The sequence below is a fragment of the Pseudomonas sp. DVZ6 genome (genome assembly GCF_024259445.1).
GTDB lineage: Bacteria > Pseudomonadota > Gammaproteobacteria > Pseudomonadales > Pseudomonadaceae > Aquipseudomonas > Aquipseudomonas peradeniyensis.
In genome coordinates this window covers 25,669-41,182 of sequence record NZ_JANCLM010000016.1, presented here as the reverse complement: position 1 = coordinate 41,182, position 15,514 = coordinate 25,669, and the positions used below count along the sequence as shown (strand labels likewise).

The 15,514-nt window shown below is 62.9% G+C and carries 17 protein-coding genes and 1 tRNA gene; all 18 read right to left on the bottom strand.

The annotated features are described in order from the left end of the window. Positions 1-12 precede the first annotated feature (12 nt). The 18 genes from NMG10_RS11530 to lolB all read right to left on the bottom strand — a co-directional run bounded on the left by NMG10_RS11530 (position 13) and on the right by lolB (position 15,513). The gene (locus NMG10_RS11530; RefSeq protein WP_232854740.1) at positions 13-657 is read right to left on the bottom strand and encodes a hypothetical protein; all 645 of its coding nucleotides are present in this window, start codon (positions 655-657) and stop codon (positions 13-15) included. Beyond that, entirely contained in the window at positions 657-2,789 is a 2,133-nt protein-coding gene (locus NMG10_RS11525; protein WP_254464365.1) for a phage tail protein, read from the bottom strand. The genes NMG10_RS11530 and NMG10_RS11525 overlap by 1 nt, the downstream gene beginning before the upstream one ends. A 9-nt stretch (positions 2,790-2,798) precedes the next feature. Continuing rightward, positions 2,799-3,323, bottom strand: coding sequence for a phage tail protein (locus NMG10_RS11520; protein ID WP_254464364.1), 525 nt, complete (start codon positions 3,321-3,323; stop codon positions 2,799-2,801). Continuing rightward, complete coding sequence (locus tag NMG10_RS11515; protein WP_254464363.1) at positions 3,320-4,492, bottom strand: baseplate J/gp47 family protein; 1,173 nt, start codon at positions 4,490-4,492, stop codon at positions 3,320-3,322. The genes NMG10_RS11520 and NMG10_RS11515 overlap by 4 nt, the downstream gene beginning before the upstream one ends. Further along, on the bottom strand, positions 4,489-4,806 hold the full coding sequence (locus NMG10_RS11510) for a DUF2590 family protein (protein WP_088852557.1): 318 nt from the start codon (positions 4,804-4,806) through the stop codon (positions 4,489-4,491). Before NMG10_RS11510 ends, NMG10_RS11515 begins: the two co-directional genes overlap by 4 nt. Next, entirely contained in the window at positions 4,806-6,920 is a 2,115-nt protein-coding gene (locus NMG10_RS11505; protein WP_254464362.1) for a phage tail tape measure protein, read from the bottom strand. The genes NMG10_RS11510 and NMG10_RS11505 overlap by 1 nt, the downstream gene beginning before the upstream one ends. Positions 6,921-7,093: 173 nt before the next feature. After that, a complete protein-coding gene (locus NMG10_RS11500; RefSeq protein ID WP_050703720.1) occupies positions 7,094-7,381 on the bottom strand; it encodes a putative phage tail assembly chaperone in 288 nt (95 codons plus the stop codon). A gap of 55 nt (positions 7,382-7,436) precedes the next feature. Then, a complete protein-coding gene (locus NMG10_RS11495; protein ID WP_050703721.1) occupies positions 7,437-7,643 on the bottom strand; it encodes a TraR/DksA family transcriptional regulator in 207 nt (68 codons plus the stop codon). Then, positions 7,643-8,092 carry a phage protein gene (locus NMG10_RS11490; RefSeq protein WP_232854733.1) on the bottom strand — a complete coding sequence of 150 codons (450 nt, stop codon included), beginning with the start codon at positions 8,090-8,092 and terminating at the stop codon, positions 7,643-7,645. Before NMG10_RS11490 ends, NMG10_RS11495 begins: the two co-directional genes overlap by 1 nt. 3 nt (positions 8,093-8,095) lie before the next feature. Beyond that, entirely contained in the window at positions 8,096-9,211 is a 1,116-nt protein-coding gene (locus tag NMG10_RS11485) for a DUF2586 domain-containing protein (RefSeq protein ID WP_232854732.1), read from the bottom strand. A 93-nt stretch (positions 9,212-9,304) separates the two neighbouring features. Beyond that, complete coding sequence (locus tag NMG10_RS11480; protein WP_232854731.1) at positions 9,305-9,781, bottom strand: phage tail protein; 477 nt, start codon at positions 9,779-9,781, stop codon at positions 9,305-9,307. Between the two features lie 664 nt (positions 9,782-10,445). After that, complete coding sequence (ychF, locus tag NMG10_RS11475) at positions 10,446-11,546, bottom strand: redox-regulated ATPase YchF (RefSeq protein WP_203648000.1); 1,101 nt, start codon at positions 11,544-11,546, stop codon at positions 10,446-10,448. A gap of 22 nt (positions 11,547-11,568) precedes the next feature. Next, on the bottom strand, positions 11,569-12,153 hold the full coding sequence (gene pth, locus NMG10_RS11470) for an aminoacyl-tRNA hydrolase (RefSeq protein WP_023629555.1): 585 nt from the start codon (positions 12,151-12,153) through the stop codon (positions 11,569-11,571). A gap of 79 nt (positions 12,154-12,232) precedes the next feature. Beyond that, a complete protein-coding gene (locus NMG10_RS11465) occupies positions 12,233-12,829 on the bottom strand; it encodes a 50S ribosomal protein L25/general stress protein Ctc (RefSeq protein ID WP_232854730.1) in 597 nt (198 codons plus the stop codon). Between the two features lie 119 nt (positions 12,830-12,948). Beyond that, entirely contained in the window at positions 12,949-13,890 is a 942-nt protein-coding gene (locus tag NMG10_RS11460) for a ribose-phosphate pyrophosphokinase (protein WP_016391678.1), read from the bottom strand. A gap of 45 nt (positions 13,891-13,935) precedes the next feature. After that, a tRNA-Gln gene (locus tag NMG10_RS11455) sits at positions 13,936-14,010 on the bottom strand. A gap of 20 nt (positions 14,011-14,030) precedes the next feature. Next, entirely contained in the window at positions 14,031-14,891 is an 861-nt protein-coding gene (gene ispE, locus NMG10_RS11450) for a 4-(cytidine 5'-diphospho)-2-C-methyl-D-erythritol kinase (protein ID WP_203647998.1), read from the bottom strand. Positions 14,892-14,895: 4 nt separating this feature from the next. Continuing rightward, positions 14,896-15,513, bottom strand: a complete 618-nt coding sequence (gene lolB / locus NMG10_RS11445; RefSeq protein WP_028691147.1) for a lipoprotein insertase outer membrane protein LolB — start codon at positions 15,511-15,513, stop codon at positions 14,896-14,898. Between the last annotated feature and the right edge of the window lies 1 nt (position 15,514).

Below are 15,514 nucleotides of genomic sequence, written 5' to 3'. Positions count from 1 at the left end.
ACAGCTGTCCAGTCAGACATTGGACAGTACCAGCTCAGGCAATTCGGTAACGAACTCTACACTGGTAGGGGCTTCGCGCCTGCCGTGTTCGATCACCTCCAACTGCTCGTAGCAGTAGGCCCAGGACAGTGAACGCCAGGCGCGGAACGCGAGTGCTTCAGCCTGGAACTTCGGAACTGCGGCTTCCTCTGCGTAGCTGATCGCATCCTTGATATCGCTGTATCCCGCTGTTTGCGCAGCTTTGTCCATAAACTGCTGTACGGCTGCGAGGTATCCATTTTTGCGCTGTTCCCAAGTTAACGGAGGCGGTTCTATTGCCGTGGGCCGGCCGTCCATGGTGGCAATAACTTTTCCGGCTGATTGAGCCCTGAACAGTGCTTGATATTCGTTCAGAGTGATTTCCATCAGTTCGGCCGCTGGCGGCAAACAACACAGAGGGTTTTTGACTTGGACGTTAGGATGAGCCGACTTCGGATCCCTTTCCCTGACGGTGGGCGCTTTGGTCTTGCCAACGGTACCCTCTGGCTGTATCCATTTCGGGTCTGGCACCTCGATCATGGCTGGTTTCCAATCGGGATCAGGGATCAGCATTGTTCGCTCGCCGTGGACTCTGGTGTCATAGAATCCACCGGTTGCTGCATGAAAGTAGATAGTCATCAGTACCCTGTTGCCTCCCAGTAGATGTCATCGGGCGAGTTGAATGGGCCGGAGATAACGGAAAATTGGCTATTGCTAACGATCAGTGTGTTAGTACCGGTGTTGGCATCGGCATAGAAGAGGCTGGTTCGAGATGCCACCAGAGAAACGCAGCGGTTTGGAAAGGCGATGGGGAAGCTGCGATGGGTGGTCATGTCCGACGCACCCTGGGTAAGTCCCCACTGTTTGATAAGGCCAGTTTGGGCACACCGCCACCAACCGTTCTGCCCGAGTGATGCTGTATTTTTCTGAACTGCGCCTGGCACGCTTGGAGTTGCTTGCGGCAAATTGGTCAAGCCTGAGGCATCACCGTGGTAGGTCCCGGAAATCCACAGGTGACCACCTTCCACGACGGTCATTGCATTGTTGGTTGCCCCTACATGGGTGACTACTTGGGCGGGCGTCGTAGGTCCTCCTCCGGAAAATGCCTCCATGGCAGCCAAGTGACGAACTCCCCAATTGGTCGCCCGCCAGAGCAGATAAGCTCCTCCATCCTCTGGGCTGTTTATCTGCACGGCTGGAGTACGCTGTCGCCAATCAACGAATGCGCCGCCCATGCCCGGACTTGTGAAGGTAATCGGCCCTGTTACCGTGCCACCTGCCAGTGGCAATTTTGAGGCATCAACAACAGTGATGTCTGAGCTGCCGTCGAACGACACACCATTGATCTTGCGAGGGACAGAGAGTTTGACCGCTTTGGCGGCAACCCCGGCGATATCGATGGTATAGGTGCCTGTTAGTCGTTCCGCAGGCACGTAACCCTTACTCAGCTGGTTCGCATTCAAGCCGGTTAGAGATCCGGCATCACCACCGTAGCTACCCTTGATGGTCAGCGACCCTGTGCCGTCGAATGTGAATGCATTAGTTGTGGTGCCAACATGCATCACCACAGAGGGTTGACTCTGGGTTGTACCACCGGCCCATACGTCCAAGGCAGCCAGATGTCTTTCGCCCAAGTTTGATGCTTTCCACAGAGAGTAAGCATGGACGTTGGCGGGGCAATTCAACTGCAGGGCTGGTACACGCGTCGCCCAGTCCACGAAAAAGCCGCCCATCTGCTGGTTCTCGAAGCTGATGGTGCCGGACATATTGCCGCCCGTTAACGGCAACTTCGTAGTGTCTCCTACGGTGATATCCGTTGAGCCGTCAAACGGGATTCCGTTGATCTTGCGTGGGAACTGCAGTTTGTCAGCCGAACCGACACGCATGCCATTGTAGTAACCGGTCTTGGCGGCGAAGTGCTCCACCAGCGGGGTGTTGATCGGGAATGATCGGCGACGGTCCGTGATGGTTCCAGAGGCTGATATATCTGCGAGCGGAATGCAGTAGACCCAGCTGTCATTCTTCAGGTAGTCCAGCTGGTCAGGTTCGAAAACCACAGTCCAACTGGGTACAACATCGTTCCGTTCACGATGCAGCGATACATGTAGCCATACCTGAGATGGCGTCTTGGCCTGAGGGAGGGGCAGGGGCCTGGCCAGTTCGATGCGAATGCCTTCAAGATAGGCTAGACCAGTTGCCAGTTGATAACCTGTACCGCTTTTCACGACCCCGAGGCCGTCGCCGAAGAAGCACGCTCGCCCATACACGTCGCGGTTGCTCAGGCGCTCGCGCTCGTCGATGCCCTTCAGGCGCACGGTGAAATCGTGCTGCCAGGTGCTGGCATCGATGGTGATGCCGGTCAGTTCCTGGGCGCCGCTGTACTCCACCAGGATGTTGCGGGTGACGTTGTTGCCGATCTGCAGCGGCGGGATGTTGCGCCGCTTCTGCTGCAGCGGCAGGTAGGCCACGGCGAACAGCACGCCCTCGGCGCTTTCCAGGCCCATCCAGTTCCAGTCGAAGTCGCCGATGTCGCTGCCCAGCATCGAGCTGTAGACGACCTGGTTGGGGTTCACGTAGCCGCTGTGGCCCGCCGGGATGTCGTAGCTGTGCACGATCTGGCTGGCCGGCGGTTTGGTCGCGGCGCGGTCGATTGGCGTGTTCGGGTCGAGCCCGGGCACATTGGCGTAGATGAAGCGGGTGATCTGCAGGACTTCTTTGGCCCCCTGCTTCTGGGCGATCAGGCTTTCGCCCGCGAAAGTGATTCTGGCCACGGCGGACTCCTAAAGCGTGGCGACCAGCGTCTGCTGGTCGTCGTTGAATTGAGCTGCGCCAATGCGCAGGGTCACGGGGGTGATGCTGACGAAGTCGTAGCGGCGACAGGTCCGGCCGTACTGCTGGATCAGTACCCGCAGCAGCTCGGGGTTCTCCGACAGCTGCGAGTCGGAAAGGCGCAGCAGGACCACATCCCAGTCGCGGCCGGCCAGGCGTTCGTCGATCTCGACATAGCCCACGCCGAGCCGGCGTAGGATGCGTTTGAGCCCCGCGGTGCTGCCGGCATCGACCGCGTTGATGAAGGCGTACTTCACCCGCAGCCGATACAGGCGTTCCGGTTCGTCCTTGAAGCGGGTGATGTCCCGCTGCCAGGCGAGCAGGTCCAGCACGGTGAGGTGGCAGGTATCGGCGTCCATCTGCAGCAGCGGCCAGCGCAGCCACTCGGTCACCGTGGCCCACCAGGTCTGGGCGGCGTCCTTGAGCTTGGTCAGTTCGGGGCCGGCGAGCCAGAACGGCAGTTTCAACGGGCTCATACCAGGTCCACCCGCAGGTTGGCGATGCGCGCGATGCTCAGCTGCGAGACGATGTCCTCGCTGGCGAAATGCAGCGACTCGATGTCGGCGAAGGCCTGGTGCAGTTCCTCGGCCAGGCGGCTGAAGGAGAACCGCGACTGTGGGTAGGTCAGCGTCGGGCGATAGTCGCTGGCCGTGCTTTCGCGGAACGCCGCACGGATGAACTGGGTGATGCCCTGCTGCAACTCTTCGCGCCGTTTCGCCGTCAGGTTCGCCCGCGGCCAGACCGTCAGCGCAATGTCGTGCCGGGTCTCGGGCATGACCATTACCAGCAGGTCGTCGCCGTGACCGTGGTTGCCTTGGTCGCGCACGTGGGCGTTGATCTGCTCCAGGTACGCCTGCGCCGGCACGTCGGCGTCGAACAGCACGTAGGCGTTGGCGCTGCCCGGACCACGCGGTGCGTCGTGGAGGAAGTACACCCCATCGGGGCGCACCCCCGGGAAGGCGGCGATCATGGCGCGGTAGACTGCGTCGGTGTGCCACTGGTTGACCGCGCTGAACTGGTTGCGGGTGCGCAGGCGCAGTTGGTCGTCGGGTTCGGGGTCGGCTCCGGGCGAGGTCATCCAGCCGTCGTCGTTGACCACCTGGACGATCCCCGGCACCGGCTCGGGCAGGATGGCGTAGTAGCCGGGCGCCAGGTTGTAGCCGCTGCCGACCTGCTGCGCCTGGACCTTGACCGACTGTTGCAGGCGGCCGTCGGGGAACACAGCATCCTCGACCGTCACCAGCTGGTAGACGTGGCCGTTGATCGCGGCGGATTGCACCACGACGCCGGCGCGCATCAGCAGCTCGCCAGCGCTGTTCTCGCGGGTGAACAACAACTGCCCCTGGGCCTTGGTCGCGCCCTTGCGCTCGACATTCACCGCCCAGGCCAGGCTGTCCAGCCAGGCGCCACTGGCCGTCTTGACGAAGAAATTGGGCAGCACGGTGTCGCTGATGAAACCGACCAGCCACAGCACCGGCTTGGTCACCAGCGCCGTTACCACGCGCCAGAATGGTGAGTAGGCAGCGGTGTTGCTGAGCTTGCTGCCCTGGGCGGCCACTTCGGCTTCCCAGGCCTTGTGCAGGGCCGCCTCAGTGGTGGGAATGCCGGCGTCGGCCAGCACCTTGCGAAAGTCCAAGTCGCTCACAGGTATACCTCGATGTCACCGAATTTCAGGGTTTTCGCCGTGACCAGGTAGCGGCCCGGATGCTCTTCCAGGACGCGGGCAGTACCCGGCAGCAGGCGCTCGTCGTCCTCCACCAGCAGCTCCAGTTGCAGGATGCAGTCGGCCTGGCGCTGGCGGCTGCGCTCGGCCACCAGGGTCACCAGCAGGCCGCTGTCGCGGATCATGTGGGCGATGTCCTGGGCGATGCTGGCCCGGTCCTCGATCAGCAGCGGTTGGTGGGAGGGGTCCAGGACCAGGTCGTTGTCGTGGATCAGCAGGTCGATGTAGTCACTCATCAGCCCACCGCCATTGCCATCATCTGTTCCAGCTCCAGCGGGTTCATGGCCTTGCTGGTGTTGATCTCCACCTTCTCGACATGCATGCGCCGGTCCTGCGTCTGGGTGGTGTTCTGGATCTGGTTCATCAGGCCTCCCTGGGGAACGCTCGTCGGGCTGGCCGGCGAGAGGTTGAGTGCGGTCTGGGTCATGCGCTGGCGCTGCTGCTCGAGTTGCTCGACCGGCGCGCTGGCCATGCTGGGGGCGACGGCGGCGGGTGCCATCGAAGCCATGTGCGGGGCCGCTGATGGCACCTGCATCAGGGTCTTGAGCAGTGGCTGCGTGTTGCTCATGGGCAGTACGCCGATCGGCGCGACCTGGCTGGCAAGTCCTGGCACCTTGGGTGCTTCCGGCAGATCGGCGAATGAGGTCTCGATGTTGACGCCCGGGATCTTGTTCAACCACTCGATCACCAGGTCGAGCGAACTCCGGAAGACCTTGACGATGCCGTCCCAGGCCGCCTTGGCCATGCCGGTCCAGCCGCCCATGTTGGTGAACCATTTGCTCAGTGCGTCCAGCTGTGCGCTGACCCACTGGAAGGCGGCACTGTCCAGGAACGCGGCCTTGAGCTCGTCCCAGTAGGCGATGACCAGGACCACGGCAGCGACCAGCGCGACGATGCCCGCGATGATGAGGATGATCGGATTGGCCAGGAGTGCGGCGTTGAGCAGCCAGGCCGCACCCTGCCAGGCGAGGGTGGCGAGCCTCACGATCCCCATCCAGGCGTACATGGCGATCAGGCTTGTCAGGAAGATCGACAGCACCAAGGCGTGCCGGAGGAACATGAAGATGCTCTTCAAACCGGTCATGTTGAGCAGGGCCCAGGCGGCCTGTGCCCCCAGCATGGCTATCCGGGCCAGTCCGCTCAGAACTGCAAGCGCGGTCAGCGCGGCGCTGGTGCCAAGGATCGCCAGGGTGGCGATGGCGATCACCCGGGTGATGTTGGGAAACAGCTTGATCCAGCGGACCAGGGTCTGGGCGATCTCGACCAGGCGTGTCATCAGCGGTTGCAGGATGGGAATCAGCGCCTGGCCGAAGGCGATGTGCAGTCCTTTTACCGCAGCCCCGAACTGCTGCCAGGGGTCGACCATGGCCTTGGCCATCTGTTCGGCCTGTTCCAGGCCGCGTACCTGGCCGAGTTTGTCGATGCCGTTCTTCAGGCGGTCGGTGTCCTGGGCCAGGGCGCCGATGAGCTGGGCCGCCTCACCGCCGAAGGCCTCGGTGATCTTGGCGTTGGCCGCCGCGCCGCGCAGGTCGCCGAACTTGCCCTGCAGCTTGGCCAGGATGTCGAGCATCGGCAGGACCTTGCCATTGGTGTCGGTGAACTTCATGCCGAGCTTGTCCGAGGCGTCCTCGATGTTCTCGAAGAAGGCTTTGTAGAGCCCGCCGGCCGCGCTGCCGTCCATGCTGCCGGACAGGCTACCGATCACGGCCATCTGCTCGGCCAGGCCGATGCCGGCGGCGGAGGCCTGGGCGCCGGCCTCCTTGAAGCCATCCTTCATCTGTTCGCCGCTGGTGCGGAACAGCTGGACCGCCAGGGCGGTCTGCCCGCCCAGGATCTTGACCCATTGGCCCTTGCCCATGGCGTCGGCCTGCTGCTTCTGCAGGTTGTACATCGTGCCGACGTACTCGGCCATCACGCCCTGGTCGGTCTTGGTGGCCTTGGCCAGCACGCTGCTGGCGTAGGTGAATGTGGCCAGCTGGGAGCCGGACAGTCCCTTGATCGCGCCCTCGATCTTGTACGCCGAGGCAACGAAGTCCCGGGCGTTCTCGCCATAGGCGATGGAGAACATCAGGGCTTTCTTGTTCAAGGCCTCCAGGGCGTCCTCGGCCACGCCGAGCGAGCGCACATCCCCAAGGGCACGGTTCATTTCCAGGGCGGGCTCAAGGAAGGTGCCGAAGCTGCCGGCAGCGCTTTGCAGCTTCTGCGTGCCATCGCTGATCTGCTTGATGGCGGCCTGGCTTTTTTCGCTCAGATTGTTGAACCCTTGGGTCATCCTCGCCAGCGGCGCGGTGACTTTGTCGGTCAGCGACAGGATGAAATCCAGCCGGCTGATTGCGTTGTTCGCGCTCATGGGATGTCAGCCTCCATTGAATGCACGGGCGATGCCGTTGGCGATGGCGATTTCCATTCGCCGCCAGTGCTCGTCCTCCAGCCACTTGGCCGTGCCCAGGGTCTCGGGCGTGGTCGGGGCACCGGGCAGCCAGCGTTCGGCCAGGGCCAGCAGCTGGCCCAGGCCGTCCTCGGTCAGTCGCTCTGCGTGGCCGAGCGCTTTTTTACGGTGACTTCCACGGTCGGGGCGTACTCCTCGACCAGGGCACCGGCCAGCTGGATCACGGTCATCGGGTTGGCCAGCAGCGGCTTGAGCTGGTCCTTGTGCTCGGGCTTCACGGCGGTGACCAGCAGGTTGTTGGCCGGGGCGACCTTGTTGGAGGGGGTCAGGGCGTTGATGTACTTGGTCATCAGCGCCGGATCGATGGCGAAGTCCAGGGACAGGTCGCCGACTTCCAGGGTGATTTCGGTGCGTTGGGTCATGGGGTACTACTCCATTGGAATACGGGAATCGAAAAGAACGTGGCGGGCGCTGTGTTCAGCGGCCGCGCTCGTGAAGCTGTTGGCAGGGAACGCAGCGGCGCATGCCGCCCAGGGCGCGGCGCGCCTCGGCGATCTCGTCGCCGCAGTCCGTGCAGTGGGTGAGGCTGGGCCCAGTCGCCACGCGTCGGCCACGGACGGCGGCGATCGCCAGATCACGCCTGAGCTGTTCCAGGGCCTGGGCGCGGTCGAATGGGCACACCATCAGCTCAGGCCCTCGACCTCGGCGAAGGACAGGTACGGCACGCCGTTGATGTGGACGAAGTCCGGGCTGGTGACGTCGTACGGCAGCTTGTGCTTGGTCTTCTCGCCGCCCTTGGCGTCGATGTTGAGCAGGTTGGAGATCTTCAGGCGGCAGCCGAAGGCTTCGACGCGGATCTCATCGGTGGGGGTCTTGGCGTAGAACAGCTGGTCGAAGGTCCCCAGCTGGCGGAAGCTGCCGGCCTTGGCGGCGGCTTCGATGATCAGGTTGAAGTTGCTGGTGTCCACCTCCAGCTCGCCGCTGGCGGTCACGTTGCCGGCGACCCAGCCGTCAGGCACACCCTTGGTGTGCGCCACGGCGCTGTTGTCGGCGATGTCGAGGGTTGCGCTCTCAACGTGGATCTTCAGGTCGCCCACGTTGATGTCGAAGTTCAAGCCACTGATCTTGGCCATGGGTTACTCCTGGTTGTCCTGGGAAAGGTCCAGCGCGATGTTCGCGGTGATGTCCTTGGGGCAGTTGTGCGGGCGGATGCGGATGAACACCTCCACCTGGGTGTGGCTTTTCCAGACGATGACCAGGTCGCCGTCGCGCGGCGGCTGGATTTCGCCGGGGAACACTTCGCCGGCGAATTTCACCGCCTTGGCCATCCGTCGTAGCGGCGCCATCAGCGCGCTGGTGTTGGCGGCCATGCTGGCGGGGCTGTTGTTCAGGCGGCGGTCGCCGATACGGCGGATCAGCAGCGGGCGGACCTGGCGGGCGGCCTTGTCGGCCAGGCGCAGGTACTCCAGGACCTGGAAGTCGCTGGCGGCGGTGTCGAGCATGTTGGCATCGCCCCAGTACACGCCCTCGTAGTCCGGGTAGGTCTGCGAAACGGAGTAGCGTGCCTTGTCCAGCTCGCTGCGCACCGCCGATGGCAGTGGCACGCCGTCCTTGTCCGCGGGCACCGCGCCCAGGCCCAGGACAGGGCCGCTGGCGACGCGCATCGGGGTATCGGCGATGCTCCAGGCGGCGTTGGCCAGGCGCCCGGCGAGCACGCCCAGGTCGTTGCCGTGCAACTGCGGCACTACCACGACGCGTGGCGCGGCGATACCGTCGGTGAGCGCCTTCTGCTCGAGCAGGTAATCCGACCAGGTCACGGTCGGCAGGATGCCGGCGGACGCGGCCAGGACGAACGAGCGCCGGCCATAGCGGGCGTTCAGCTGTTCGGCGGCGGTGTGCATGGCCAGCAGTTCCGCGCCGGCGGTCGCCGGCTTGGTGATGACGATGCCTTCGACCGAGTAGCCATGTTGCTGGGCGTATTCCAGGGCGCTCGCCCAGTCGCCTTCGGCGCCGATCGGCGCGGCCAGGCAGGCCCAGCGGTCGCCGCCGTTGGCCCGGGCGGCGATCAGTTGGGTCTTCAGGTCGCTGGCGGCCACGCCCAGCTCGTTGTCCAGGTCGCTGTCCGTGTTCAGGGTCAACAGCTTGCCGACGTTCTTGGCGGCAGGGCCGATGAAGAGGAAGTAGCGTTCGATCTCGGTCACGGCACCCTGGCCGAGGTTGAGATTGTTCACGCTGATTTTACCGAGTGCCATAGGTTGCCTCGTTAGCGGGGTGATTGAAGGGGTGTGCCAGGACTTGTCGATCAGGTCGCGGGCGGGTCGGGCGTTGTTGCCCGGGTAATCGGGTCAGGGGAGGGGGCTGCCCTGGGGCAGCCCCTGCAGGGCGATATCGCCTTGCTCGGCGACCCACAGGTCGTAGGGCTGGAATGACCAGGTCTTGCCGAAGACCTCGATCTCGCCTGCCACGTCCTCGGTCAGATAAAGGGGCTCGACGAACTCCAGGACCAGCGACACATCGAGCAGGTCGCTGCCCGGGACCTTCTGCTTGACGGCGAGGGTCGGTGCCGGCAGGGCGAACAGGTGACGCCCGGGGTCGTTGGTTTCCAGCCAGCTGCCGGCGAGCGCCATCAGGCGCCCGGGATGACCGCTGAAGTCGTCGAAGTCGAACAGGGCGCGGTAGCGCAGGTTGCCCATGTGCAGGCCCAGTTCGGTTTGCGTCCAGGCCAGTTGCAGGTCCAGCTGCTGGGCCCAGGCGTGCAGTTGCCCGGCAGGCACCAGCTTGCGTTCGAGCAGGTAGGTGGTGAGTGCTTTCAACTGGTTCATGGGGAGGCCTCCGGACAGGGCGGGGTGGCTGAGAAATTCATCGTTGAGTGCTCGCTAAGGGGCTATCCCCAGGGCTGCGCTGTCGCGCAGGGAACCGAGTTCGCAGGGAGTACGCGCACTCTGTGGGAGCGGGTTTACCCGCGAACACCGGCGTAGCCGGTGCCAGGCTCCGCGTTGGGCTCTTCGCGGGTAAACCCGCTCCCACAGTGGTCGCGCCAGATCAGTGGGGGCTTCGAGCCTCTTTTAATTGCCGAAGCCATGCTCGGCATTCCAAAAAGCCCGCAGTGCAGGCTTTTCAGTAATGCGTTGTCGAACCGCTGGCCACGACTGGTGACGCCATGCGGTTGCACTTCGAATTGGTGACTCCGACCGCGGCCGTCTGCCCGCCGGAAAACTGATCGTGGTGCTTTACGCTGCACACCCGGGCCAGTTGCCAACCCTTTGAACAGTCGAGGCCTGTTCATCGCTGCCTGTGCCACAACCGGTTGCTGTCCGGCTCGAGATATAGATTATGCATGCATGCATATGCAGTCAATGCATTTCTGGAAATATTTGGGCATGCAAATTTGCCGATATGCATGTCGGTCTTTACGGGCGTGGGTTGTAGGGCTTTTCTGCAGGCGAAAAAAAACCCGCCGAAGCGGGCTTTTTCAGGAGCGGTGCATCAGACGTTGAAGCGGAAGTGCATCACGTCACCGTCCTTGACGATGTAGTCTTTGCCTTCAAGGCGCCATTTGCCGGCTTCCTTGGCGCCGCCCTCACCCTTGAACTGGATGAAGTCGTCATAGGCCACCACTTCGGCGCGGATGAAGCCTTTTTCGAAGTCGGTGTGGATCACGCCGGCCGCCTGCGGTGCGGTGGCACCCACGCGCACGGTCCAGGCACGGACTTCCTGCACGCCAGCGGTGAAGTAGGTCTGCAGGTTGAGCAGCTCGTAACCGGCGCGGATCACGCGGTTCAGGCCAGGCTCTTCCAGGCCCAGGGCCTCGAGGAACATGTCCTTCTCCTCGCCGTCGTCCAGCTCGGCGATTTCGGCTTCGATCTTGTTGCACACCGGTACCACCACCGCGCCTTCTTCCTCGGCGATGGCCTTGACCACGTCCAGGTGCGGGTTGTTGTCGAAGCCGTCTTCGGCAACGTTGGCGATGTACATCACCGGCTTGCTGGTCAGCAGGTGGAAGCCACGGATGACGGCTTTTTCGTCGTCAGCCATGTTTTTCATCAGGCTGCGCGCTGGCTTGCCTTCGGTGAAGTGCGGGATCAGCTTTTCCAGGATGGCCTTTTGCGCCAGGGCATCCTTGTCGCCGCCCTTGGCGTTGCGGGCGACCTTCTGCAGTTGCTTCTCGCAGCTGTCGAGGTCGGCGAAGATCAGTTCGAGGTCGATGATCTCGATGTCGCGCTTGGGGTCGACGCTGTTGGAAACGTGGATCACGTTCTCGTCTTCGAAGCAGCGCACCACGTGGGCGATGGCGTCGGTCTCGCGGATGTTGGCGAGGAACTTGTTGCCCAGGCCTTCACCCTTGGAGGCACCGGCGACCAGGCCGGCGATGTCGACGAACTCCATGGTGGTCGGCAGGATGCGGTTCGGCTTGACGATCTCGGCCAGTGCCGCGAGGCGCGCATCGGGCATCGGCACGATGCCGCTGTTCGGCTCGATGGTGCAGAAGGGGAAGTTCTCCGCCGCGATGCCAGACTTGGTCAGGGCGTTGAACAGGGTGGACTTGCCGACGTTGGGCAGGCCGACGATGCCGCAATTGAAACCCATGGGTATTCCCCTTTCTAAAGTGTCAGGCCTTCTGGCTGTGCAGTTCGCGCATGGCCTTGGCGAAGTCGCCGGCCAGCACGTCGGGCATCACGCCGAGGGCAAAATCGATGCTGGCGTCGAGCTTCTCCTGCTCGGCGCGTGGCGCCCGGCCCAGGACGAAGTTGGAGACCAGTTTGGCGTCGCCCGGGTGGCCGATGCCAAGCCGCAGGCGGTGGAAGTCGTTCTGGTTGCCGAGCTGCGCGATGATGTCGCGCAGGCCGTTGTGCCCACCGTGGCCGCCGCCTCTCTTGAGCTTGGCGACGCCGGGAGGCAGGTCGAGTTCGTCGTGGGCCACCAGGATCGCTTCCGGCTTGATGCGGAAGAAATTGGCCAGAGCCGCCACGGACTGGCCGCTACGGTTCATGTAGGTGGTGGGGATCAACAGGCGAACATCGTTGCCCTGATGGCTGAATTTAGCCGTCAGGCCGAAATACTTTTTGTCAGCGGACAGCGAAACGCGCTGGGCGCTGGCGAGGCGTTCAACGAAAAGAGCCCCTGCGTTATGCCGGGTCTGTTCGTATTCGGGGCCGGGGTTACCCAGGCCGACGATCAACTGGATGGCGGTCACGTCAGGGGCTCTTCCTTGGAGTTGGTGGGTTACAGTGCGCGCGGCACTGTAACCCGATCAACGCCGGCGTGCGAGTGGATTACTCGGCAGCGCCTTCAGCAGCTTCAGCGGCAACGCGCGGGGCGTGGACGTTGGCAACAGCTTTGTCATCACCGTGGGCCAGAGCGACGAACTCTACGCCTTTCGGAGCTTTCAGGTCCGACAGGTGGATGATGGTGCCGACTTCGGCCTTGGACAGGTCGACTTCGATGAACTCAGGCAGGTCCTTGGCTTCGCAGGACACTTCGATCTCGGAAACGACGTGCGAGATCTCGCCGCCTTTCTTGATCGGGGCTTCTTCACCGACGAAGTGAACTGGAACCTTGGCGGTCAGCTTCTGGCCAGCAACGACGCGAACGAAGTCGGCGTGCATGATGAAGCCTTTGGCCGGGTGACGCTGCATGGCCTTGACCACGACGTTCTGCTTGGCGCCGTCGACGTTCAGTTCGATCACGTGGCTGAAGGCAGCTTCGTTTTCGAACAGCTTGGCGATTTCCTTGGCCACGATGGTCAGGGATTGGGCTTCTTTATCGCCACCGTAGACAACGGCAGGGATGTTCAGCGAGTGACGCAGGCGGCGGCTCGCACCTTTCCCCAGGTCAGTACGCGCTTGGGCGTTCAGAATGAAATCAGTCATTTTGTTTCTCCAAAATAGCCCCCCGAGGGCGTTTGCGACCAGCGCCAGACGGGGATGGCAAAAAAGCCCCGCCCCAACACATGCTGGGGCGGGGCGCTTCATATCAACACATGTTCCGCTTAGCGGAACATCGCGCTGATCGATTCTTCGTTGCTGATGCGGCGTACCGCTTCAGCGACAACCGGTGCGATATCCAGCTGGCGGATACGGTCACAGGCCTGAGCAGCGGCGGACAGCGGAACGGTGTTGGTCACCACCAGCTCGTCCAGTACCGACTTCTCGATGTTCTCGATCGCACGGCCCGACAACACAGGGTGCGTGCAATAGGCGTAGACCTTGGCGGCACCGTGTTCTTTCAGGGCCTTGGCCGCGTGGCACAGGGTGCCGGCGGTGTCGACCATGTCGTCTACCAGGATGCAGGTGCGTCCTTCGACGTCGCCGATGATGTGCATAACCTCGGAGTGGTTAGCCTTTTCGCGGCGCTTGTCGATGATCCCGAGATCGACGCCCAGGGACTTGGCAACGGCGCGAGCACGCACCACACCACCGATGTCCGGGGAAACGATCATCAGGTTCTCGAAACGCTGGTCTTCGATGTCGTCGACCAGTACGGGCGAGCCGTAGATGTTGTCGACGGGGATATCGAAGAAACCCTGGATCTGGTCAGCGTGCAGGTCGACGGTGAGTACACGGTCGATACCCACGACAGTGAGCATGTCAGCGACGACTTTGGCGCTGATGGCTACACGTGCCGAACGCGGACGGCGGTCCTGGCGGGCGTATCCGAAGTAGGGAATCACGGCGGTGATTCGTGACGCTGAGGAGCGGCGGAAGGCATCTGCCATCACGACCAGTTCCATCAGATTGTCGTTGGTTGGAGCACAGGTGGGCTGAATGATGAAGACGTCCTTACCGCGGACATTTTCATTGATTTCAGCACTGATTTCGCCGTCGGAGAATTTACCGACAGAAACATCACCCAGTGGAATATGCAGCTGACGTACGACACGCCGAGCCAGATCGGGGTTGGCATTCCCCGTGAAGACCATCATCTTGGACACGCGCAGTACCTGAAGGCTGAGGGTAACCTGGATGAGTATAAGAAATGGCAGGGGCGGCTGGATTCGAACCAACGCATGGCAGGATCAAAACCTGCTGCCTTACCGCTTGGCGACGCCCCTGTATCTGTTGCTGCGAATTCTTATGAACTCGACTTCTTGATCAGAACTTGCAGCTTGCGATGCAACATCGAAACATTGCTTCCTTTCGCCACAAACCCTGTTTGGGTCTCTGAAAGAAGGGCCAGAACTCTATCAGCTTCGGCTTTGCTTGGGAAGGCCCCAAACACACAACTTCCAGTTCCGGTCATTCGGGCTTCGGTGAATTTACCTAGTGAAATCAGCGCATTGCGAACTTCAGGATACCGTTGCTCTACTACCGGTTGGCAGTCATTTCGACTGTTTCCCTCGGGAACGGGGCGCATCTTAAGGGGGAGGGAATCACGTGTCAACTCCGGATGCGAAAAAATTTCCGCTGTGCTGACAGACACTTGCGGCACCAGCACGACATACCAGGGTTCCTCGGGGTCGACCGGGGTCAGCTGCTCGCCGACACCCTGGGCGAAGGCCGCGTGGCCGCGGACGAACACCGGCACATCGGCGCCGAGCGACAGGCCCAGGCTTGCCAGGCGGTCTTGGTCCCAGTCCAGCTGCCACAGGTGAGCGAGCGCCAGCAGGGTGGTGGCCGCGTCCGAGCTGCCGCCGCCGATGCCGCCGCCCATGGGCAGCACCTTGTGCAGCCAGATGTCGGCGCCGAGCGGGGTGGCGGATTGTGCCTGCAGCAGGCGCGCGGCGCGGACGATCAGGTTGCTGTCGTGGGGCACGCCTTCAATTTCGGTCTGCAGGCGGATCTGGCCGTCCTCGCGCAGGGCGAAGCTCAGTTCGTCGCCGTGCTCGAGGAACTGGAACACGGTTTCCAGCTCGTGGTAGCCGTCGGCGCGGCGGCCGGTGATGTGCAGCCAGAGGTTGAGCTTGGCCGGGGCGGGCAGGGTCAGCTTGTGCATTGTCTCAGTGCCCCAGCTGGCGTGGCTGCCAGTCCTTGACCACCAGGGTCACGTCGATGTTCTCGCCGTGCAGCTTGAGGCGCTCGGGCAGCCAGTAGCCGTTCTGCTCCACGTAGCTCAGGTACTCGACCTGCCAGCCATCCTGGTGAAGGCTGGCCAGGCGGCTGTCGCCGTCGAGGGTCAGCTGGCTCTTGCTGTCCGGGGCGGGCAGGCCGCGCACCCACCAGACCAGGTGCGACACCGGCAGGCGCCAGCCCAGTTGTTCTTCCAGCAGTGCCTCGGGGTTGGCGGCCTCGTAGCGGCCCTGGTTGGCCACTTCCAGCACCACGCCGCCGGGGCGTCCGGTCAGGCGCGCCGCGCCACGACCCAGGGGACCGGCCAGGCGGATGTCGTAGTAGTCCTGGCGTTGCAGCCAGAACAGGGTGCCGCTGCCGGAGTCGCGCGGGGCGCGGATGCCGACCTTGCCGTTGATCTGCCAGCCGTCGAGGCTGCCCAGCTGCTGTTTGTGCTCGCGCCACAGCTGCGGGTTACCTTGGCCTTGTACGGCTTCCTTGCTGCCGAAGCCGGCGCAGCCGGCGAGCAGGGCGATGAGGGTGAAGGTGATGCAATGACGCAGGAACATG

What these genes read in the sequence shown, in the direction of transcription:
- lolB (WP_028691147.1), bottom strand. Translation starts at nt 15,513, where the DNA reads ATGTTCCTGCGTCATTGCATCACCTTCACCCTCATCGCCCTGCTCGCC.
- NMG10_RS11480 (WP_232854731.1), bottom strand. Translation starts at nt 9,781, where the DNA reads ATGAACCAGTTGAAAGCACTCACCACCTACCTGCTCGAACGCAAGCTG.
- NMG10_RS11500 (WP_050703720.1), bottom strand. Translation starts at nt 7,381, where the DNA reads ATGACCCAACGCACCGAAATCACCCTGGAAGTCGGCGACCTGTCCCTG.
- NMG10_RS11485 (WP_232854732.1), bottom strand. Translation starts at nt 9,211, where the DNA reads ATGGCACTCGGTAAAATCAGCGTGAACAATCTCAACCTCGGCCAGGGT.
- NMG10_RS11530 (WP_232854740.1), bottom strand. Translation starts at nt 657, where the DNA reads ATGACTATCTACTTTCATGCAGCAACCGGTGGATTCTATGACACCAGA.
- NMG10_RS11510 (WP_088852557.1), bottom strand. Translation starts at nt 4,806, where the DNA reads ATGAGTGACTACATCGACCTGCTGATCCACGACAACGACCTGGTCCTG.
- ychF (WP_203648000.1), bottom strand. Translation starts at nt 11,546, where the DNA reads ATGGGTTTCAATTGCGGCATCGTCGGCCTGCCCAACGTCGGCAAGTCC.
- ispE (WP_203647998.1), bottom strand. Translation starts at nt 14,891, where the DNA reads ATGCACAAGCTGACCCTGCCCGCCCCGGCCAAGCTCAACCTCTGGCTG.
- NMG10_RS11495 (WP_050703721.1), bottom strand. Translation starts at nt 7,643, where the DNA reads ATGGTGTGCCCATTCGACCGCGCCCAGGCCCTGGAACAGCTCAGGCGT.
- NMG10_RS11465 (WP_232854730.1), bottom strand. Translation starts at nt 12,829, where the DNA reads ATGACTGATTTCATTCTGAACGCCCAAGCGCGTACTGACCTGGGGAAA.
- NMG10_RS11505 (WP_254464362.1), bottom strand. Translation starts at nt 6,920, where the DNA reads ATGAGCGCGAACAACGCAATCAGCCGGCTGGATTTCATCCTGTCGCTG.
- NMG10_RS11490 (WP_232854733.1), bottom strand. Translation starts at nt 8,092, where the DNA reads ATGGCCAAGATCAGTGGCTTGAACTTCGACATCAACGTGGGCGACCTG.
- NMG10_RS11520 (WP_254464364.1), bottom strand. Translation starts at nt 3,323, where the DNA reads ATGAGCCCGTTGAAACTGCCGTTCTGGCTCGCCGGCCCCGAACTGACC.